Genomic DNA, 20,930 nt, shown 5'->3' on the forward strand with positions numbered 1-20,930 from the left:
TGTGTCCTCTGCTCAGTGCGAGTTGCCGGAAGCCGCTGGGGCGGCCGACGGAGATGTGGCCACCGTCACCTTGGCCCCATCAGACAGGAAGGCGCCACCGCTGGTAACGACGCGGGCATTCGGCGCCAGGCCGCCAACGACCTCCACCCGCTGTTGCTGGCGGCGGCCCACGGTGACCACCATGCTCGTGACTTTGCTGTCTTTGTCGACGAGGTAGACGTAGTCGCGGCCATCGCGGGCGACCAGGGCGGTCTGCGGCAGCGTCACAGCGGCTTGCGCGGGCAGCTCGATCGAGCCTTTGCCGAACATGCCGACTTTGGCGGGGCTGTCAGTCGGCAGGCTCACGTAGACCAAGGCGCGGCCGGTGCTGGTGCTGAGCACCGGCCCGACGAGGCGCAGACGCCCATCAACAGCTTGGCCATCGGGCAAGGTGACCGAGACGCGCTGGCCGGCGCGGATTGCGGAGAGCTGGCGCGCATCGACCTCGCCCTGCCATTCAATGCGGCCTTGGCGCACCAGCCTGAACAGTTCCGTCCCGGCACTGACCACATTGCCCAACACACCAGTGCGCGAGGACACCAGCCCATCGTCTGGCGCAACGATGCGCGACTGCCGCAGCTTCAGCTCGGCGGCGTCAAGGTCGGCCTTCGCAGACGCCAGGCTGGCGCGCGCCGTGGCCTCGTTGATCTTGGCTTCCTCGATGCTCTGCGCCGACAGGCCGCCGGTGGTTTCAACCATGCGATAACGCCGCAGGTTCGACGTGGCCTTGTTCAGCGAAGCCTGGGCCTGAGCGAGCACCGCTTGCTGTTTGTGCAAGTCGTTCTGGAGGCTCTCATCGGCCAGGCGGGCGAGCACCTGGCCACGTTTGACGCGGCTGCCCACATCAACGAGCAGTTCCGCGATCCGCAGGCCGCCGGTTTCCGGGCTGACGATGACTTCCTGCCAGGCGGCCAGGGTGCCGTTGGCCTGGATGGTCTGCGGCCAGGGCAAGGTGGTCGGCGAGACGACCTCGACGGTGAGGACACTGGGCGTTGTCGTCTCCGCCCCCTCTTGAGCGCTGGCGGCTTTGTCGCTTGTCGCCGCTTGCTTGTCTGAGCAGGCCGCCAGGATCAGCAGCGTGATGATGGCGATCGCTGCGCTGGTGCGGAAAGGCCGGTTCAAGGTGTGGCTCATGGGGTGTTCTTTGCGGGCAGCTGTGCGGCGTTGATCGAGAGCGTGGCGGCGTTGTCGGGCGGCGCGAGGGCGGGGGCATCGGCAGTCCAGCCGCCGCCGAGGGCCTTGTACAGGGCAATCCAATGGCTGATCTGGCCCTGCTGAAGGTTGATGTCGTCGATGTCGGCGGACAGCGCGGAACGCCGGGCCTCCTCAAGGCTCAGCAGGCTGGTGGTGCCGGCGCGCCAGTTGGCTTCGGAGGCGTTGAAGTATTCGCGGTACGCCTGTGCAGCGCGGTGCGATTCATCTGATCGGTTCACGCTGCTGTCCAGGTTCACCAGCGCCTGTTCGACCTCTTTGACGGCCAAGCGCACGCCCGCCTGATAGCCGGCCAGCGCGCTTTGGTAACTAGCTTGGGCGCTGTCGACCGCGGCCCGGCGCTTGCCAGCATCGAACAGCGGCAGCGACAACTGCGGCCCGAAGGACCAGGTCGTGTAAGCGCTGCCGCTACCGGCCGTGGAGGCGCGCGCGATGGAGCCGCTCAAGGAGAAGCTGGGGTAGCGGTCGGCCTGTGCGGCGCCGATCTCCGCGCTGGCGGCGGCCAGCTCGCGTTCCAGTGAACCCAGATCGGGGCGCTGGCGCAGCACCTGCGCTGGCACCTCGCCCACGCGCAAGCCCTTGGGGCGGGGCATCGCGGGGCCAGATGCTGCCAGGGCGATGAGCAACTCGGGCTGCTCATGCCCGGTCAGGTACACGAGGGACTTGAGCAGCACCGTGCAGCTTGCGCGCTGCTTGAGCGCCGACGAGCGGCTGCTGGCCAGACCAGCGCGCGCCAGTGCGCCGTCCGATGGCGCGCTCAGCCCCGCTTCGACCATGGACGCGGTGGCCCGCTCCGTGGCAGTCTGAGACTGCAGCTCGCGGTCGTAGACATTGGCCAGCAGCTCGCAGGCGCGGTACTGCACATAGGTGTCCGCCACCTCGGCGGCCAGCGACACGCGGGCATCGTGCCAGTCGGCGATGCGTGCATCAATGCGGGCACTCGCGGCTTCGGCATTGCGGCGCAGCTTGCCGAACAGGTCGATTTCCCAGGAGGCGTCCAGGCCCGCGCTGTTGACGGTGGACAGCGTGGTCTGGTCAACGGTGAGCTGCTGGCGGCTGCGCGTCGAGCTGGCGGACCCACTCACGTTCGGGAGCGCGCCTGAGCGATCCGTGGTCAGCGTGGCGCGTGCCTTCTCGATGCTCGCCCAGGCCTGGACGAGCGAGGTGCTTTCGGCCTCGGCCCAGGCAACCAGCTGCGTCAGCGCCGGGTCATCAAACTGTGCCCACCAGTCGGCCAGACCTGCTTCACTGCCGCCGTGGGGCAAGGGCGAATACCACTGCGTCGCGACCTTTGGCGCAGGCGCTTGGTATGTCGGGCCCACGGCGCATCCTGAAAAACCCATCACCAGGGTCAGGGCCAGGACTGAAATGCATTGCCGACCCATCGTGCGAAAATGTGCTGTGCTCATTGAACTCATCTGTTCGCGCCATGCTATCAAGCGCTGCGCCTTGCACGGTGGCGCGTGGGTTAATGTGGGTAAAAGGTCTGAAAATCGCCGCGCGCCAACATTGATTCGGCTCGATACTGAGATCTTTGACATGGAAAGCTCGGATGAGCAAGGTACTTATCGTCGATGACGATGTCGATCTGACAGCCATGCTTTCGCAGTTCCTCATCCGGGAAGGATTCCAGGTGCACGTGGTGCACGATGGCGAAACTGGGGTCGAGGAAGCGACGGGAGGGGACTACAGCGTCGTCGTCATGGACATCATGATGCCCAGGATCTCCGGTATCGAAGCGCTGCGACGAATCCGTAATACGTCCAATGTTCCGGTGCTGATGCTGACTGCCCGGGGCGACAACATCGACCGCATCGTTGGCCTCGACATGGGCGCCGACGACTACGTGCCCAAGCCGTTCAACCCTGGGGAACTGGTCGCGCGCATTCGAGCCATCTTGCGGCGTGTCGATGGCCGCGATTCGGCCACCACGAACCGGGGCGCTCGGGAGCTCCAGGCGGGCGGGCTGAAGCTTTGGTTGGGCAGTCGGCGCGCTCAGTGGCACGACCAGCCGCTGGAATTGACCGGCACCGAGTACACCTTGCTGGAGGTGCTTGCGCGGCATGCAGGACAGTTGGTCAGCAGACAGGATATTTCCATGCAAGCCTTTGGTCAGCCGTTGGGGCCTTTTGACCGTCGCATAGATGTACACATCAGCAGCATTCGTCAGAAGCTGGGCATGCGAAGCGATGGGCAGTCGTGGATTCAAAGCGTCCGCGGCCAGGGCTATCAGCTGCTGGAGGACTGACCGTGGCGCGCTCAAGGCGCCTTGGCCGCCTTTTCTGGAAGTTCTTCCTGGTGCAGTGGCTGAGCATGGCGCTGACCATGACTGGCGTCGGGCTGTACTTCCACATGAGCGGCTTGAAGCCGCCGCCCGGCAACCAATTGATGTTGTTCGGGCTGGTGCCGGTGGCGCCGTTGATTGCGGTCGCTTTCACGATGATGGCGAGCAGCCTGGCACTCGCGTGGTATTTGTCGCGTCCGCTGTGGCAGCTCAGCTGGGCTTTGGGTCGCGTGTCCGCCGGGCATCTGGACACACGCGTTGCCGGCCGCACCGGGTTTCGCAGCAACGATGTCATGGACCTGGCTGATGATTTTGATCGCATGGCCCGGCAACTGCAGGTGCTGACCGAGTCCAGAAGCGTCTTGCTGCATGACATCTCCCATGAGCTGCGCTCGCCGCTGACGCGCTTGCAGGTGGCCATCGGGCTTTTGAAGCAGCAGCCCTTGCACTTGGACCAGATGCTTGAACGCATCGAGCGGGAAAGTGGCCGCCTTGACACATTGATTGAAGAGCTGCTGACTTGGCATCGCCTGGAAGCCGGCGCAGCGATTCCGCCAGCGTCCCGCGTGGATGTCATTGAACTGCTTCACGCAATCGCGGAAGACGCCCAGTTCGAGGCCCTGGCCAGCGGCAAGACGGTGGTCATCGATGCGCCCGCCGAGTTTGTGTCCGAGGTGCACGGCGAGTTGATCTACCGTGGGCTGGAGAATGTGATCCGCAACGCGGTGAAGTTCACGTATGTGGGCGGTCAGGTTGAGATCACCGCGCGCGTTTCCGACGATCAGGCGCAATGGACCTGCACCGTGAAAGACCGTGGGCCTGGGGTGCCTGTCGGCATGCTGGACACCATTTTCGAGCCTTTTGCTCGGGTGGCTGGATCCGAAGGCGTGCAGGGTGTGGGACTGGGCCTGGCCATTTGCCGACGTGCGATGGCGCTGCACGGTGGGCGCATTGATGCGCAATTGCGCCCAGGCGGCGGGCTGACATTTACCATGGTCTTGCCGAGGTCTTCATGCGTACGTGCGCCGTCTTGAGCCCCAGCGTTCGAAGACCAGCGGCCACGGGGCAGCGACCTGTCTGCAGAGCTTCAGCTGCCAGATCATCGGCTTCTTCAACGCCAAGGGCCAGAGCTCCATCGGCTCCGACCAGGACGACTTCATTCTGGTCCCCATCGCCACGCTGCAGCGCCGCGTCACGGGGAACACCGACATCGGCGCCATCCTGATCTCGGCGCGCCAGGGCTTTTCGACCGATGTCTTCTCCGACACGCTGTCCGGCACCACCCGCATCCTGACCATGCTGCTCGGCGCGGTCGCGGCGGTCAGCCTGCTGGTGGGCGGCATCGGCATCATGAACATCATGCTGGTCAGCGTGACCGAGCGCACCCGGGAAATCGGGATACGCCTGGCGGCGGCGTCGATCGGCATCGCTTTTGGCTACACCCCGGCCAGGCGGGCTGCACGACTCAACCCCATCGAGGCTTTGCGGCACGAGTAAACACCCCACCATCCACCGGCCGCCGCTGAAGTCCATGTGGTCAATAGTGAACCTGTCGATTCAAGATGGCTCGGTACTGCCCACCCGTGTGGGTGCCAATCCTCAGTTGAGCATATATGGGCTGGCGCACCGCTTCGCGTTGGGCCTGGTGCGCTACCTCGCGCTGCGGTGGTAAGCAGCACAGCAAGAGTCGCCCTTGGGTCACGCTCGCCGTGTACACTTGAACCCGTGTTATGGCGCCTACAGCGCGTCTCCGACCCTGACGAATCGCGGCATGTCTGGCAGCCCACCCACCCGCAAAAAAAGCCCCAAGGCCTCGGCCATCACGCCAACGACTTCATCGTTCAAGAGTGAATATGGCCAAGGCCGGCGCAAGCTTCTGGAGGCGGTGACGCGTCTGGCGGCCAGAGAAGGGCACACGCGCTTCAGCCTGCGCGAGTTGGCGAAAGAAGCCGGCCTGGGCCACAACTCGCTTTACCGCCATTTCAACAACGTTGACGAAATGATTCCTGAGCTGATGGAGGACTTCAGCCAGGACTTGCGGGAAGGCTTGAGGCAGGCTCGCAAGGCCGTCCCCCCCGGTGAGACGCCCGCCAAGACGGTCGTGTCCTGGTTGCTGGACTTTGCGTTGGTGCACCGCGATATCTTCCTTTTGTCGATGCGCCAACGCGTGGGCCCGCCAGGTGCCGCCAGGGTCGCCTTGGAAAAGAACTTGCAGGCGATTCGCCAGGACATGCTGTCGGAGCTGGGGGCGCTGGGCCACTTGCCAAGCAAGCTGCACCCGCGCATGGACTGGGCCTTGGAGATGGTGATCGACCAGAGCTTTCGGCTGTGCATCGAATACATCGAGCATCCTGACCAGCGCGAGGACATCCTGGTGCGGGCCCAGTTGTCCTTCGCCTGGATCATCGGCGGCGCGCTCGCGCCGAGCGCTCAGTCCAGATAGTCCGCCAGCGCGCGGCCCATGACCACGTTCTCTTCGATGTGGGCGCCAACCGTTTCGAAGTCGCCGCTGATGCGCACAATGATGGTGTTCTGCTTGGGCAGCACGTGGATGGCCTGGCCAAAGACACCCAAGGCGGAGAAGTCGTTGCGCTCGCCTTCCAGCGCCCACCAGTGGTAGCCGAATCCGTAGAGGCCCAACTTGTTGCCATTGACAGGCACGGCGTGCCAGTTGGTGGGGTCGCCGTCAAAGGTGGTGGAGCGGCGAACCCAGTCGCTTGAAACGATCTGCCGGCCATGCAAGCGCCCCCCTTGTGCATAAAGAAGGCCGAACATCGCGTAGCTGCGTGTGGTTGCATACAGGCAGCAAAAGGTGAAGGCATCGCGGCTTCGGTCCACCAGCACCTTGGCGCTGTTGGGCGTGCGCATGGGCTTCCAAAGCTTGAGCTCCAGGTAGCGTTGGTAGGGCATCCCGACGGCTTTTTCCAGTGCCATCGCGATGGCTTGGGAGTTGATGCTGGCGTATTGGTATTTGCTGCCGGGCGCATAAGCCGGCGTCAAGGCGGCATCCGTCGTTTTCTCTCGCAAGCCGTAGCCCGAGCTTCCCAGGGTGTAGTAATCGGTGATGGTGTCCAGAAAGAGTTTGAAGCGATCAGCCTCTTCGTTGTAGGCCACGCCCGATGACATTTGCAAGGCCTGCTTGAAGGTCACGCCAGCAAAGCCATTGACGGCCAGTGCTGGCTCGTAGGCGTCCATCCTGTCGTTCACCGAGCGGATGGTCCCCTCGTCAATGGCGATGCCCACCAGGGCCGAGAGCATCTGCTTGGCCATGGACCACGACTGGTGTTGCGAGGTCTTGGTGTATGGAAACTTGTTGTACTCATACACGATCTTGCCGTCTTTGATCACCAACATGGCGCGGACCTTGGCATCGTCCTGGTACTGCGCCAGGCTTTTGCTCACACCCTCGTAGTTGTAGCGCAGGCCAGAGATCGGCGCCTTGGGCGCCGCGGTGGGCAAGGTCACCGGGAAGCTGGACGTGTCCACAACCTCGCGCGGCAACACCAGCTCTGGCAGGAACAGCGAGGGTGGCAGGGTTTGAGCCTGGGCCTGGCAAGCGGCGATCAGGCCAAGCAGCAGTGTCTTCTTCATTTCATGCCTTTTTCTCATTTGCTAGAATGGGTACAAATGTACGCATTTGATTTTTGGCAGCGAAGAGGTGTTTTCCCGAGATCTGCCTGGGCCCACGAAGTGATCCTGCGATGCCTTGTCAGGGGTGAGACAAGCCTGGCGTGAGTTCTTTCGTGCTCAGGCTGTCGTGCATGCTCATCGCATGCTCGATCAGCGCTGCGGCATCCGTGCAAGGCCCGTCATGCATCACCACCTTGTCGGGTCTGACGATGGCCAGCCAGCCAACCGGCACCACTGAAGGCATCAAGCCCCCACCGAGGTCTTCCCAGAGGCTCTGCGTGGAAGTTCGCGCCATTTGCCCGCGCGGGTTGATCTGGATGAACTGGCCACCGCGTGCGGCCCAAGCCTGGGTCAAGGCAGGCGTGAGTCCGGCCGATGGGTCGATACCGAAACCCACCATGGCCAAGCCGGTGCCCAGGACGTCGTCGCTGAGAACCACCTCGCCGCCGGCCCGAGGTTTGAGCCACACCTGCGGCATTTGCGCGCCGCGGCGCAAACGGGCGCCTCGCAAGGGCTTGACGAAGCAGCCCACTCGGAAGTGGTTGGGCGGTTTGATTTCCAGGTTCTCGAACAAGCGCTTCAGCCTGGGGATGCGGGTCATCATGCTCATCAAGCCATGCGTCAGGAATGCCGTTGCATGGTTGCTGGGCATGACCAGCCGCCCCATCATCTTCGCCAGGTCGATCATGGCTTTGGCATGCGGGCGCCGCTCCTGGTCATAGGTGTCCAGCAAGCTGGGCAAAGCCCGACCATGGCAGACCCATGCCAGCTTCCAGGCCAGGTTGGCCACATCGCGCAGACCGGACACCAGGCCTTGGCCCACAAACGGCGGCGTGATGTGGGCCGCATCACCTGCCAGGAGAACGCGCCCAACTTTGAACTTCTCGGCAACCCGCGCATGGAAGCGGTAGACCGCCACCCGCTCGATCTCGATGTCCTTGCCCTGGGTCCAAGGCTGGAGCAGTCGTTTGACCGTGTCCGGGTGTTCCATCTGCTCCCGGGTCTCGCCGGCCTTCAGTTTGAACTCCCAACGTTGGCGGCCACCCGGCGCCACCATGTGTGGGGTGGGCCGGTGGGGATCACAAATGAACTCGACGTGGTCGATGGGCGTGGGCAATTGCTTGGCATCGACCACCAGCCAATCCTCTGCAAAGGTCTTGCCCTTGAATTCTTGACCCAGGATGCGGCGAACCAGAGAGTTGGCGCCATCCGCGCCAACCATGTAGCGCGCGCGGACCTGGTGCGGCTGGCCGTCCTCGGTTTGCAGTTCCGCGGTGACCTGATCGGCATCCTGAGTCAACGAGACCAGAGACACCCCCAGTGCGATGGTCACGTGGCGGCTGTCCTGCAAGCGGTCGCGCAGCACCTGCTCCAGCTGGGGTTGGAAGAAGGTGACCAGTTTGGGGTGCCCATCGACCGAGCCGGCGGTGACGGCGCGGCTGTATTGGCCAAACAGCGGCGACCGCATGCGCACCTCCGGGATGGCCACCTTGTCGAATGCATCCTCCTCCAAGCCGCACATCTGCAGCACTCGGAGGGCTTCATTGTCCAGCGCGATGGCGCGTGGGGCCATGAAGATGCTCTTGGCCTTGTCGATCACCAGAGTCTTGGTGCCGTAACGGCTCAGCAGTTGCGCCAGGGCCGCCCCAACGGGCCCCATGCCAACGATCAGGACATCAACTTCAGAAGGTAGGTAAGACATGTGTGTTCCGGTCCGCGGTCAAGCGGGTATGAGGATGGCGCGGCCTGGGCGTTGCTGCGCGACGTGCGCAAAGGCTTGAACGCCTTGGGCCAGCGGGACGGCCAGGCCAATGGGCAATTGCAGGCCGATGTTGGCGGCCAGCAGCCCGTGCAATGCGTCCAGGGCTTCAACGCTGGGTTGAAAGATGGTCCAGGCATAGCGGGTGCCCCGGCCTGCCTGCGCCGTGGCCAGACCCTTCATGGCCGACCATGCCCGGTACACCTTCCATCCGCCCTTGATCCAGCCGTGGACATCCATGGTGTCCAGCAAGGGGTGCACGGTGGTGGCGTGGCCCATGGCCCCAGGTCTGAGCCGGGCGATCAAATCCGCTTCGTCGTGCCAGGTCGCGAAGTTGAGGCTGACGTCGTAGCCCGTTCCCAATGTCGACAATGCCCGACGCGTTCTATCCACGACCACGGCGGCGCCAAGGTTCCTGCAGGTCTGGACATGCTTGGTGCTGCACACGGCCGTGACCCGCGCATCCCATCGGCTCAAAAGCTGCAATGCCAGCTGCCCCAAGCCGCCGGAAGCACCATGAACCAGCACCTGTTTGCCCTTGGCGTTGTGCTGATCAAGCCCCACGCTTTGAAGCGCCAACCAGAGTGTGGTGAAGGTGTAGGGCAGGGCGGCAAGCTCTTGTGCGGTGAGGTTGGCGGGTGCTGCGCGCAGGTGCTTGGCCTGGGCCAGGACATGGCTGGCATGGGCGCCTTGGGGCCCGGTTGGCAAGAGGCCGAACACGCGGTCTCCTGGCTTCCACGTGGTTTCGCCAGGGCCGACAGACTGAACCACCCCCGCCACGTCATTACCCAGGGCCCTTGGAAAACGCGCAGCGCCTTTGAAGGCGAGGAGGCGTCGCCCATAGCCTGTCGAGCGCTTGGCGTCGATGGGGTTGACCGAGGTGGCCTCGACACGCACCAGCACCTGCTCGCGACCTGGTGCGGGCACCTCGCCTGGCCGCACCTCAAACCGTGCTGGGTTGCCTGGTGCCAGACAAAGCAACTGCTGTGCGGTGCTCATGCAGGCACCACCACGTTGCGCTGCTGGCCCAGGTCCAAGGCCCCGTCGTCCGTGCGGATGCTCAGGGTCATCACGTCATTGGGCTGCAGGTACATGGGATTTTTGATGCCGCCCTTGATGAAGAACCGCCACTTGGTGGGCTCGGACAAGATGCGGTTGCCCACAAACATGGACAACTTGCCGGGAGCTTTGGCCGCACAGCCGGCGGGGGTGCCGGTCGCAATCAGGTCGCCCGCGTGCAGGTCTTGCAGCGCCGAGAACTCGCTCACGGTTTGGTGCGGCTTGTACAGCATGTCGCGGCAGTAGTCTTCTTGACGAACCTGGCCATTGACGCTCAACTGCATGTGCAAATCGGGCCAACGCTGCCACTCGGCTGGTTCCAGCAAAAGAAGCACGGGTCCTGCAGGCCCGAACGTCCGATAGCTCTTGCCCTTGTAAAACTGACCTTGGGGCAGCTGCACATCGCGGGCAGACACGTCGTTGACGATGGTGATGCCCGCCAGCACCTCGTGCAGCCCATCGGGCCTGACTTGAACACCTCCCGTCAGGTCGCGCCCCAGCACCAGCCCCAGTTCGATCTCATAGTCCAGCAACTTGACATGAGCCGGGCGAACCACGTCGTCGTAAGGCCCCGTTAGCGACGACGATGCCTTGGTGAAGAAGGTGTTGAAGGGCATGTCAGAGGGATCCTTGCCGGACTCGCGCACATGGCTGCCGTAATTGGCACCTTGGCAAAGAAACTGCTGGTTCGTCGTGATGGGCGACAGGATCTTGACCTCGTCGAAACTGACGGTGGCGTTGGCGGCCGTCTTGGCGCGTGCCTCGGCCTGCCCATGCGTGACAAAGTCCGCCGTGGTGGCATAGGTGCCTGCCAACGGCGCGATACGCCGTTCAAACAGAACACCCCAATGGGTTTGCTCTGGTTGGCCTGGCAATGTGAAGCGAACAACTGAAGTGGCCATGTCGGACTCGTTTGATTGAATGGGATTTGGGAGAGAAGCGGGGCGTCACAGCCACGGGCGCGCAGGTGTATCGACCACCTTGCCCATCTGCATCAGACGCTTCAATGTCACGCGGCCTGAGCGCAGCAGCTTGACCACGCGCCACAACATCGCGGGCGTCTTGGCCGGGAACATGCTGGAAGGAACGTCGTGGCCCCAGGCCCAAAGCGCGCTGGTGGTGAACGGCCCGTAGTGCGGCTCCCGGTCGGCCGTGAAGAGGTCACCATCGGTGTAATGCTCGAACGCCAGCCCATCCCCATCGCGCCAGTAGTCAAACAGCTGGCTGCCCAATAGATGCCGGCCGATGCCCCACATGTGCTCATGCCCATTGGCGCGCAGCACCTGCTGGCCTTGTCCCAGGGCATCCATGTCCGTCACTTCCCAAGCACTGTGCTCGTAGCAGGCCTCCAGCCCTCCGGCGATGACCACGGTGTGGTGGTCAGCGGGGGTGTCGCCCAGGTCCAGGCGGAAGAACGTGAGGAATGGGGCGCCGTCGTCCAGGTACTGCACGTCTGAAGGAATCAAGCCAAGGTGGCGCATATACCAGTCGGCCATGGTGTGGAAGTCCGTGGTCTGCAGCACCACGTGCCCCAGGCGGCCCACGGCGGCCGGTTCGATGTCGGTGCGCACGGTGGCGTTCACGCGAACCGATTGCCCCAAGGCGTTCATGTGGTGGTGCTTGGGCTGCCGCAGGGGCAACGGGTCCACCACGCCCCAATCGGTGATCAGCCAGACCTCGTTGCCATCGGGATCGAGCAGGCTCACGCCACGGGCGCCGCCAGGCACGGCATTGGCGGCCAATGGCTGCGCGCCGCTCTCACGCCTGAGGCGGTCGAAATCGGTGTCGGGCGGCACGGTGAAAGCAGCTCCCACGTAGCGAGGCACCTTGGCCTTGCGCGCCATCAAGACCGCGGGCGCCGAACCGGTGCCGCGCATCACCAGCATGTCTTGCGTGCGAGAGACGGTGATCAGCCCGAAGTCAGTCCAGAAGCGCTGCGCCTCGTCAAGGTTGGCCTTGTCAAAGCGGAGAAAGGCCAGCTGGGTGGCTTTATGCAAAGCCACAGGGCGCTGGAGCTTGCACACATGGGCAGGCAACTCGCTTTCGGGGTATTCGGGTGGGGTCCTCAAGACCTTGTTGTGGCTCATAGGTGTTTGTTCGGATCTGGTGGGCTTGCTGATGATCGCGATTTTGCATGATAATGACAAAAAAGTCATTATGACGATATTGTCGTTTTTACTGATCGTGATCCGCTAACCTGTCTCCATGAGCACACCCGATTTCCGCACCCGCGTTGCGGCAGAAAAACGCGAACGCATGCGCACCCGTCTGATTGAGGCCGCCATGGAGGTCTTCTCTTCAAAGGGCGTTGATGCCACCGTCATTGAAGACTTGATCGAGCAAGCGCAGGTTTCGCGCGGCACCTTCTACAACTACTTCCGTACCACCGAAGAGGTCATGGCCGCGGTGCTGCAGGTCGTGGGCAACGAGTTGTTGTCGCTGGTGGACCTGGCCATTGCCGATCGAAGCGATCCGGCTGAGCGCCTGGCCTGCGGCGTGCGCATGGTGCTTCAGATGGCAAGGCACTTCCCGCACGCGGGCCGCTTCATCTCTCGCGTGGGGGTGACCCGCAGCATGGACCACCTGCCCGCACTGGGTTACCTGCTGCGTGACCTGGTTGAGGCCACCGAGGCGGGCCGCTTTAACCTGGTCGATCCGATGCTTGGCCTGGACTTGGTGGTGGGCACCACGAGTGCCGCCTTGTTCTCGCTGAGCATGCGCACGGACCTCACGGACACCTACCCGCAAGAGATCACCTTTCACATCCTGCTGGGCCTGGGCATGACCCGCACCGCCGCTCGCAAGCTGGTGGACAAGCCGATCCAGGCCGTGCAGCTCCCGCCCGAATCCTTGCTGGTGCGAACGCTGCACAAGCCATCCATCATCACTTGAACCACTCATGAACGCTCTCGCCGCAAGCCCTATCCGCAGTCTTCAGGACATCGAAGCCATGGAGGCCAGCCTGCCTGACCTCATGGCAGGCCAGGAAAGCACTTATGCGCTGCTGTCCCAAGGGGCCAAGGTACGGCCCAATGCGGCGGCGCTGTCATTCTTCCTGCGCACCGATGATCACCATCGGCCTTACGTCTGGACGCACCGCGAGTGGCTGACCAAGATCACCCAGGCCGCCAACATGTTCAGGCAGTTGGGGGTGCAGCGTGACGATGTGGTGGCCTTCGTGTTGCCCAACTTGCCTGAGACGCACTGGACCATCTGGGGCGGTGAGGCGGCCGGCATCGTGTTCGCGATCAATCCGCTGCTGGAGCCCTCGATGATGCTGGACCTGCTCAAGGCCGCGCAGCCCAAGTGGATCGTGACCCTGGCGCCGACGCCGGGGGCTGATCTGTGGGAAAAGGTGGCGGGCATCGCCCCGCAAGTGCCTGGCCTGAAAGGGGTGCTGAGCATCAGCCCGCTGCGTTATCTGCGCCACCCGCTGGCGCCACTCTTGCGCTTGGGCAACCGGCTCAAGACCCCAAGGCGCTTGGGGACGGTGCCCGTGCTCAACTTCCACCAGGCGCTCGAGCGCCAGGATGGCTCGGCATTGGGCTTTGCGCCTCCGGGCCTGGACGACGTGGCCTCGTACTTCTGCACTGGTGGCACCACGGGGATGCCCAAGATTGCCGTGCGCACCCACCGAACCGAGGTGGCCAATGCCCTGGAGCTGGCGGCCGTAGGCGCCTCCGAACTGGACGGCCCGGACGTGACCGTGTTTTGTGGCCTGCCGCTCTTCCATGTCAATGCGCAGATCGGCACGGGGCTGTCCCTGTGGGCGCGGGGCGGCCATGTACTGCTGGGCACCCCTCAAGGCTACCGCGGCGACAACGTGGTCAAGCGGTTCTGGGAGCTGGTGGCGCATCACAAGCTGGTGTCGTTCTCTGGTGTGCCGACGGTTTACGCCGCCTTGTTGCAAGTGCCGCGCAAAGGCCATGACTTGTCCAGCTTGCGCTTCGGTGTCTGCGGCGCCGCACCCATGCCGGTGGAGATGTTCAACCGGGTCCAGAATGAGCTGGGGCTCAAGGTCCTTGAAGGCTATGGCTTGACCGAAGCTGGTTGCGTGTCCAGCCTGACGCCACTGCATGCCCCACCCAGGATCGGCTCCATCGGCTTGCGCATGCCCTGGCAAGACATGCGCGTGGCCCTCATCGGCGCCGATGGGGAGTACCTGCGCGATGCCGAGGTGGATGAAGTGGGCACCATCATCATCAAGGGGCCCAATCTGTTCAAGGGCTACCTCAACCCAGCGCACAACAAGGGCTTGTGGGTGACGCGGCCTGGCCTCCAAGGGCAGCCCGAGCGCTGGCTCAACACCGGTGACCTGGGGCGCGCGGATGGCGACGGTTATTTCTGGCTGACGGGCCGCCAGAAGGAACTGATCATCCGCGGTGGGCACAACATTGATCCCAAGATGATCGAGGAGCCCATGTGCACGCACCCTTCGGTGGCGATGGCAGCGGCGGTGGGGCGGCCCGACGCCCACGCCGGCGAAGTGCCCGTGGTCTACGTGCAGTTGCGCCCGGGTTGCCAGGCCAAGGAGGATGAGCTGATGGACCATGCCCGCTCAACCATTGCCGAACGTGCGGCACACCCCAAGATCATCCGGATCGTCGACATCCTGCCCACCACGGCGATCGGGAAGATCTTCAAGCCAACGTTGATCCAGTCGGAGGTGCAGTCCGTCTTCATGGAAGAGGCTGCCAAGCTGGGGGTGCGTGAGGCCAAGGGCGAGGCCTGCCAGGACGTGAAGCTGGGCCTGGTGTTGCGGTGGCAGGCCAGTGGCGATGTGGCAGCGCTCAAGGCGAGCCTCGACCGCTACACATTCCGGCATGAGCAGGCCTGAGCATGGACCGGAGACAGTCGCGCCGTCATGTGTTCAAGGCAGGAGCCGCGTTGCTGGGCACCTTGTCTTTGCCCAAAGGTGGCCAAGCCGCCAAGCCCTCATCAAATCATTCACCAAAGGCTATTTCCATGGCACTGCACACCGTTCGTTTTTCCCACCAGGGTCGTGTTCAATGGGGCCTGGTGTCCAAGAACCGCATCACGCCTTTGCCCGGCGAGTTCGCCACCACGGCTGATTTCATCCGCGGCCACGATCTTGCCGCCTTGTCTGAGTTCGCGGCATCCGAGGCCGGGCGCAAAACAACGCTGGCTTTGGACGAGGTTCAAATCCTGTCTCCAGTGACCAGCAATCAGCAGTTCCTGTGCCAAGGGGCCAACTACCGCCAGCACATGATCGAGTCGGGCATGGACCCCGATGCCAAGTCCTACAACATGATCTTCACCAAGGCCACGAGCTGCATCGTCCCGGCCAACAGTGACCTCGTCAAACCGGCCCGCGTGCGCTTTCTTGACTACGAGATCGAACTTGGCTTGATCCTCAAGCGCGATGTGTTGGCCAAGACCGTGGTGACCAACGCCAATCTGCATGAGTTCGTGGCCGGGCTGGCCATCGTCAACGACTACTCTGCGCGCGACATCCAGATCCCGCAGACACAGTTCTACAAAGGCAAGAGCTTTCGCACCTTTGGTCCGGTGGGACCGTTCCTCTGCTTGCTGGCGCCGCAGGACATGAAGCACCTGGACAAGCTGCAACTGACGCTCACCGTCAACGGCCAGGTGCGGCAAAAGGACACCACCGCCAACCTGGTGTTTGGCCCAGCTGAAACCTTGACCGAACTGTCGGGTGTGCACGACCTGTTCGCGGGAGACCTGTTGTCGACGGGCACGCCCGCGGGATGCGCCTTGTCCGTCCCGTCGCCGTTCAAGCAACGCATGGGCGCGCTGCTCCCCGAGGCCACCAAGTGGGCGATCTTCAACAAGGTCCAAGAAGGCCGCACGGAGTACCTCAAGGCCGGGGACATCGTTGAAGCGCGGATCCAAAGTCCAGATGGTGCCATTGACCTTGGCGTGCAACGCAACAAGGTGGTCAACGGCGGCTGATGAGCCTGGATGGATGGTGGAAACCCCATTCATGCGTTTTGGCAAGATGTGTACATTTGGACGCATCAATCAAACCAAAGCGTCTTGAATGGAGAAAACCATGGCCAACGACCAGCAACAGCCCAGCAACACTGATCGCCGTGGGCTTTTGAAAAAAGCCGCGGTGGGCCTGGGCGTGACGGCGGTGGGCGGCTTCACGCCCCTCATCGCCAGGGCGACCCCGGCGCTGTCGCGCATTGATGTGCATGCCCACCTCATCCCTGACTTTTACCGGCAGGCCATGAACGACCACGACGTGGCAGGAGATGGTGGCATCCCCATCCCATCGTGGTCGCCCAGTGCTGCAGTGAACTTCATGGACAAGTTCGGCATCCAGGCCCAGGTGGTGTCCTTGTCCGAGCCCGGCTTTGCCTTTTTGCCTGACCGCGCCTCCAGGGAGCAGATGGCCCGGCGGATCAACGACTACATTCGCGATGGCCTGATCAATGTGTCTCCGGCGTCACCTCTGTACCGCCGCTTTGGCGGTTTTGCATCGCTGCCTTTGGGCGACCCGGATGATCCCAGCGAGGTGGCCGCCGCCTGTGCGGAAGCCTCGCGGGCCATCAACCTCTTGGGCTTGGATGGCATCGGGCTTTACTCCAGCTACAAAGGCATTTACCTGGGCGACCCGCGGCTCGACCCGCTCATGCGCACCTTGAACGAGCTGCGCGCCTATGTGTTCATCCACCCCGTGGCACCGCCCGTGCGCCCCGAGTTGTCCATGCCCAATTTTGTGCTGGACTTTCCGTTCGAGACAACGCGGGCCGTGACCAACATGCTCTACAAGGGCATCTTCCTGAGGTATCCCTCCATCCGTTGGCAAGCGGCCCATGCAGGCGGCACCATTCCGTTCTTGTCGTACCGCAGTGCCTTGCTGGCGCTGAATTTGAACCCGCGAAACAGCTCCTATTCCTCGCTCTTTTATGACACGGCATTGTCGGCCGCACCGCCAGCCATGGCCGCCGTCCGCAAAGTGACCGATGTGAGCCACATCTTGCTGGGCACCGACTATCCCTACGCGGGGATCGTGTACGCCCTCAAATGGCCGGGCGATCCCAATTCGGAGTTGAACGACACCTTCAATCCCTCAGAGCGCTTGCAGGTCGACCGCGGCAACGCGCTGGCCCAACTGCCGCGCCTTTCAAAAAGGTTGGGTGTTGGCTAGACGCCAACTGCTGTACTGGCAAAGATCAGGGAAAGCGCTGCTACCCAAGCGCGTGTACCAATTGGTACATTGCGCCCATGCCCAACGCTGAAGCAAACCCGCGCGCCACCTCCGATCAAGCAAGGACCTTGCTGGACCAGGCGATCGCGCACGTCCTTGAACATGGTTACAGCGACCAGTCATTGCGGAGCATGGCGGCCAGCCTGGGCACCAGCCACCGCATGCTCAGCTATTACTTTGGCGATGTCGATGGCTTCTGGGAGGCCGTCGTCAAGCACCTGCGCAACACGGAACATCACCGGCAGGCCGGCATGGCTGAAGGCCAGGTGTTCACGGCTCCGCCCATCGAAGAGGTCTGGCAGCACTTCACCTCGCCCGGCTACCTGCCGGTCTTCCAGCTGATGTTCGAGATTTACATCAAGGCCCTGCGTGACCGGCAACGCTTTGGTGATTTTCTCGCCCATGCCGTCGATGGCTGGATTGGCCGTGTGGCCCAGTCGCTGCAAGCCCAGCATGGCCTGAGCAAGGCCAAGGCCCGCACCCGTGCCCGGCTCGAACTGGCCATCGTGCGCGGCCTGCTGCTCGACCTGCTCACCACTGGTGACAAGGCTGGCACGACCCAGGCCATCAAGCACTACGCCCAATTGATTCAACTGCCCCACCAGGAGACCACACCATGATCCGTCGCACCACCGTGAGGGCCGCATCGCTGGCCTGCCTGATCTTGCTGAGTCAGGCTGTCAGGGCCGACCTCATCGCCGACATTCCCGCGGGCACGGGCTATGCCGCGTGGGAGCTGTGCACGCGTACCCAGCAAAGCGGTGACGATTACCTGCGTGTGCGCTGGTTCTACACCGCCCCCAAAGTTCAGCCTCTGCCCGTGGTGTGGACCATCAAGTATGACCCCGGCAACAAGGTGGATGTGAGCAGCTTCATCCCTTTCATCACCAACAAGCGCACTGCCGTCTACCGCGCGGGCCTGGGTTGCACGCTCGTGCCCCCGGGTGCCACCGAAGCCGGCGTGCGCGCCCAAGCCTTCAAGCCCGCGCCTTTGCCGATGCCCTCAGTGCAGTCATGGCCCACTGGCGAAGGCCCCGCCGAAACCGCCCGGCTCACCCCGGCCCAGGCGGCCCTGCTCGCAGCCCATGGTGACCGCATTTTCACCGAGACCACCACCAAGCTCAGTCAGAAGCAGAACGCGCTGGCCTTCCTCGTGGCCCGCGATGGCCACCTGGTGTATGAGCGCTATGCCCGCGATTACCGGCGCGATCAACCCCAACTGGGGTGGTCCATGACGAAATCGCTCACGGGCTTGATCGCGGGCGTGATGGCCACCGATGGCCGGCTGGACCTGGACGCCCCCGTGGGTTTGCCGCAATGGGCGGGCAGCGCGAAGGCGGCCATCACCTGGAAGCAATTGCTCAACATGGCCCCGGGCATGGCATGGAACGAAGGCTACGAGGGTGCCAGCGATGCCACCCAGATGCTGTTCTCGCAGCCCGACCAAGGTGCTTGGGCCGCTGAGCGGCCCTTGACTTCCGCCCCGGGCACGGTCTTCAACTACTCCACCGGCTTTGCCACCGTGGCCACCTATGCCATGAAGCAGAAGCTGGGCGGCGGCCACCAGGCGCTGTACGACTACTACCAGCAACGCTTGTTTGCACCGCTCGGCATTCGCCAGGGCGTGATCGAGCCCGATGCCAGCGGCACGCCCGTGGGCGGTGCGCGCGGCGTGCTGCGCCCGGTGGATTGGTTGCGATTGGGGCAGTTGGTGGCGCAAGGCGGCCAATGGCAGGGCCAGACTTTGATCGCCCCCGAGGTGATGAACTTCCTGGTGGCCGCCTCACCGGCCAGCGCCGAATATGGCGGTTTCATCTGGCGTCAGCCTGCCACGGCGATCCCCGAGTCCGTCCGCGCGCGCCTGCCCGCCGACCTGGTCTGGTTCGCTGGCCACATGGGCCAGTTCCTGGTGATCGTGCCCAGCCAGAACCTGGTGGTGTTGCGCATGGGGGTGTCGTTTGAAAAAGACCTGGCCCGCACGCAAGTGTTCGAGGCCGTGGCTGACCTGATCGCAGCCGGTCACAACTGAACGTGACACCAGGCTTGGTGCAGCACGATAAGAAATTGTTACGCCAGTGTGCCCGGTGAGGATGCGGCATCCAGATTGCTCTTCGGTGTTCTCACGCCTTGGTGAGAATGACAGGAGCCGGTATGGACAATCCTTTGGACCTGGACGCGACCATCTCGCGACGTGATCTTTTGCTGGTGGGGGCCGCCTCGGCAGCGGCGGTCAAAATCCCCCCGGCCAATGCGGCTGTGCCTGCGCCCACGCCGGATTTGCCGACGTCGCTGGCAAAAGTTTCACTGAACGTCAATGGTCAGGCCCATGAACTGGCGCTCGACACGCGCACGACCCTGCTCGATGCCCTCCGTGAACACTTGCTCCTGACCGGCACCAAAAAAGGCTGCGATCACGGGCAGTGTGGCGCCTGCACGGTGATCGTGGATGGACGGCGCATCAATGCCTGCCTGACCTTGGCCGTGATGCACCCGGGCGCACAGGTCACCACCATCGAAGGGTTGGGCAATCCCCGCAAGCTGCACCCCATGCAGGCCGCTTTCGTCAAGCACGATGGTTACCAGTGCGGCTACTGCACGCCAGGGCAGATCTGCTCGGCGGTGGCGGTGCTGGATGAAATCAAGCGTGGCGTTCCCAGCCATGTGAGCGCCGACCTCACCGCGCGCCCGCTGTTGTCGGCCGAGGAGTTGCGTGAGCGCATGAGCGGCAACATCTGCCGGTGCGGGGCCTATTCCAACATCATTGATGCCATCACCGAAGTGGCGGGAGGTGCGGCATGAAACCCTTCACTTATGAGCGGGCGGCATCGCCCGCCGAGGCCGCCGCGGCCGTCGCCAGGCACCCCGGCGCCAAGTTCATCGCAGGTGGCACCAATCTGCTCGACCTGATGAAGCTGCAGGTCGAGACGCCCACACACCTGGTGGATGTCAATGCCCTGGCCCTGGACAAAATCGAGGCGACACCCGATGGCGGCTTGCGCATCGGCGCCCTGGTGCGCAACACCGACCTGGCCGCCGACCAGCGCGTGCGGCGAGACCACGGCGTGCTGGCGCGCGCGCTGCTGTCCGGGGCGTCGGGCCAGTTGCGCAACAAGGCCACGACCGCGGGCAACCTGCTGCAGCGCACGCGGTGCCCGTACTTTTACGACACCAACCAGCCCTGCAACAAGCGCCAGCCTGGTAGCGGCTGCAGCGCCATCGGCGGCATCACGCGCCAGCAAGCGGTGATCGGAGTCAGCAAGGCCTGCATCGCCACCCATCCCAGCGACATGGCCGTGGCCATGCGGGTGCTGGATGCCACCGTTGAGACCGTGCGGTCCGACGGTGCGCAGCGCGTCATCCCCATTGCCGATTTTCATCGACTGCCTGGCGACACACCTCACATCGAAACGGCTTTGGAGCCAGGCGAGCTGATCACCTCGGTGGTGTTGCCCAAACCCGTGGGCGGCACACACATTTACCGCAAGGTGCGTGACCGCGCCTCGTATGCCTTCGCGCTGGTGTCGGTGGCGGCCATCGTGCAACGCGATGGATCGGGCCGAGTGGCCTTGGGGGGCGTGGCGCACAAGCCCTGGCGCATTGAGGCGGCGGAAGCCGCGATGCCGCGTGGCGCATCGGCGGTGATGGCGCAACTGCTGGCCGGGGCGCAGCCCACCGAAGACAACGCATTCAAATTGCTTCTGGCCGAGCGCGCCTTGGCCGCGGCCCTGCTTCAAGCGAGGACCTGA

The 20,930-nt window shown here is 63.6% G+C and carries 19 protein-coding genes and 1 pseudogene; 13 read left to right on the top strand and 7 right to left on the bottom strand.

All coding sequences use genetic code 11. From position 1 onward, the window contains the following. Positions 1 to 12 precede the first annotated feature (12 nt). Positions 13 to 1,173 carry an efflux RND transporter periplasmic adaptor subunit gene (locus tag LQ232_RS12860; RefSeq protein WP_230180750.1) on the bottom strand — a complete coding sequence of 387 codons (1,161 nt, stop codon included), beginning with the start codon at positions 1,171 to 1,173 and terminating at the stop codon, positions 13 to 15. Beyond that, positions 1,170 to 2,660 carry an efflux transporter outer membrane subunit gene (locus LQ232_RS12865; RefSeq protein WP_230180751.1) on the bottom strand — a complete coding sequence of 497 codons (1,491 nt, stop codon included), beginning with the start codon at positions 2,658 to 2,660 and terminating at the stop codon, positions 1,170 to 1,172. The genes LQ232_RS12860 and LQ232_RS12865 overlap by 4 nt, the downstream gene beginning before the upstream one ends. Positions 2,661 to 2,803: 143 nt before the next feature. On the opposite strand from LQ232_RS12865, the gene LQ232_RS12870 reads away from it, so the two are divergent. From LQ232_RS12870 to LQ232_RS12890, 5 genes and pseudogenes are all read left to right on the top strand, one after another. Beyond that, positions 2,804 to 3,499: a response regulator transcription factor gene (locus tag LQ232_RS12870; RefSeq protein WP_230180752.1), complete on the top strand. Its 696-nt coding sequence runs from the start codon at positions 2,804 to 2,806 to the stop codon at positions 3,497 to 3,499. A gap of 2 nt (positions 3,500 to 3,501) precedes the next feature. Then, positions 3,502 to 4,569 (top strand): HAMP domain-containing sensor histidine kinase, encoded by a 1,068-nt coding sequence (locus LQ232_RS12875; protein WP_230180753.1) that lies wholly within the window; start codon positions 3,502 to 3,504, stop codon positions 4,567 to 4,569. A gap of 43 nt (positions 4,570 to 4,612) precedes the next feature. Continuing rightward, positions 4,613 to 5,032 (top strand): annotated as a pseudogene (locus LQ232_RS23615) (ABC transporter permease); the annotation flags it as partial. A 34-nt stretch (positions 5,033 to 5,066) separates the two neighbouring features. Further along, entirely contained in the window at positions 5,067 to 5,207 is a 141-nt protein-coding gene (locus LQ232_RS12885) for a GMC oxidoreductase (RefSeq protein ID WP_230180754.1), read from the top strand. Positions 5,208 to 5,306: 99 nt separating this feature from the next. Further along, entirely contained in the window at positions 5,307 to 5,978 is a 672-nt protein-coding gene (locus LQ232_RS12890) for a TetR/AcrR family transcriptional regulator (RefSeq protein ID WP_230180755.1), read from the top strand. On the opposite strand, the gene LQ232_RS12895 is transcribed toward LQ232_RS12890, so the two are convergent. From LQ232_RS12895 to LQ232_RS12915, 5 genes are all read right to left on the bottom strand, one after another. Then, the gene (locus LQ232_RS12895; protein WP_230180756.1) at positions 5,966 to 7,126 is read right to left on the bottom strand and encodes a serine hydrolase; all 1,161 of its coding nucleotides are present in this window, start codon (positions 7,124 to 7,126) and stop codon (positions 5,966 to 5,968) included. The genes LQ232_RS12890 and LQ232_RS12895 overlap by 13 nt on opposite strands. A 118-nt stretch (positions 7,127 to 7,244) precedes the next feature. Then, a complete protein-coding gene (locus tag LQ232_RS12900; RefSeq protein WP_230180757.1) occupies positions 7,245 to 8,867 on the bottom strand; it encodes a bifunctional 3-(3-hydroxy-phenyl)propionate/3-hydroxycinnamic acid hydroxylase in 1,623 nt (540 codons plus the stop codon). An 18-nt stretch (positions 8,868 to 8,885) separates the two neighbouring features. Continuing rightward, on the bottom strand, positions 8,886 to 9,923 hold the full coding sequence (locus LQ232_RS12905; RefSeq protein ID WP_230180758.1) for an alcohol dehydrogenase catalytic domain-containing protein: 1,038 nt from the start codon (positions 9,921 to 9,923) through the stop codon (positions 8,886 to 8,888). Beyond that, a complete protein-coding gene (locus LQ232_RS12910) occupies positions 9,920 to 10,885 on the bottom strand; it encodes a fumarylacetoacetate hydrolase family protein (protein WP_230180759.1) in 966 nt (321 codons plus the stop codon). Before LQ232_RS12910 ends, LQ232_RS12905 begins: the two co-directional genes overlap by 4 nt. Positions 10,886 to 10,930: 45 nt before the next feature. Then, a complete protein-coding gene (locus tag LQ232_RS12915) occupies positions 10,931 to 12,070 on the bottom strand; it encodes a VOC family protein (RefSeq protein WP_230180760.1) in 1,140 nt (379 codons plus the stop codon). 118 nt (positions 12,071 to 12,188) lie between these two features. On the opposite strand from LQ232_RS12915, the gene LQ232_RS12920 reads away from it, so the two are divergent. The 8 genes from LQ232_RS12920 (at position 12,189) to LQ232_RS12955 (ending at position 20,930) form a co-directional block, all read left to right on the top strand. Further along, a complete protein-coding gene (locus tag LQ232_RS12920; RefSeq protein ID WP_230180761.1) occupies positions 12,189 to 12,875 on the top strand; it encodes a TetR/AcrR family transcriptional regulator in 687 nt (228 codons plus the stop codon). 7 nt (positions 12,876 to 12,882) lie between these two features. Next, the gene (locus LQ232_RS12925; protein WP_230180762.1) at positions 12,883 to 14,820 is read left to right on the top strand and encodes an acyl-CoA synthetase; all 1,938 of its coding nucleotides are present in this window, start codon (positions 12,883 to 12,885) and stop codon (positions 14,818 to 14,820) included. Between the two features lie 128 nt (positions 14,821 to 14,948). Next, complete coding sequence (locus LQ232_RS12930) at positions 14,949 to 15,920, top strand: fumarylacetoacetate hydrolase family protein (RefSeq protein WP_230180763.1); 972 nt, start codon at positions 14,949 to 14,951, stop codon at positions 15,918 to 15,920. A gap of 100 nt (positions 15,921 to 16,020) precedes the next feature. Further along, positions 16,021 to 17,124, top strand: coding sequence for an amidohydrolase family protein (locus LQ232_RS12935; protein ID WP_230180764.1), 1,104 nt, complete (start codon positions 16,021 to 16,023; stop codon positions 17,122 to 17,124). A gap of 77 nt (positions 17,125 to 17,201) precedes the next feature. Continuing rightward, positions 17,202 to 17,804 (top strand): TetR/AcrR family transcriptional regulator, encoded by a 603-nt coding sequence (locus LQ232_RS12940; protein ID WP_230180765.1) that lies wholly within the window; start codon positions 17,202 to 17,204, stop codon positions 17,802 to 17,804. Beyond that, the gene (locus LQ232_RS12945) at positions 17,801 to 19,213 is read left to right on the top strand and encodes a serine hydrolase (RefSeq protein WP_230180766.1); all 1,413 of its coding nucleotides are present in this window, start codon (positions 17,801 to 17,803) and stop codon (positions 19,211 to 19,213) included. Before LQ232_RS12940 ends, LQ232_RS12945 begins: the two co-directional genes overlap by 4 nt. 122 nt (positions 19,214 to 19,335) lie before the next feature. Then, on the top strand, positions 19,336 to 19,983 hold the full coding sequence (gene paoA / locus LQ232_RS12950) for an aldehyde dehydrogenase iron-sulfur subunit PaoA (protein ID WP_230180767.1): 648 nt from the start codon (positions 19,336 to 19,338) through the stop codon (positions 19,981 to 19,983). Continuing rightward, positions 19,980 to 20,930, top strand: coding sequence for a xanthine dehydrogenase family protein subunit M (locus LQ232_RS12955; RefSeq protein WP_230180768.1), 951 nt, complete (start codon positions 19,980 to 19,982; stop codon positions 20,928 to 20,930). Before paoA ends, LQ232_RS12955 begins: the two co-directional genes overlap by 4 nt.

Origin of the sequence: Aquabacterium sp. CECT 9606, assembly GCF_918741295.1 — a bacterium.
Classification (GTDB): Bacteria; Pseudomonadota; Gammaproteobacteria; order Burkholderiales; family Burkholderiaceae_C; genus Aquabacterium.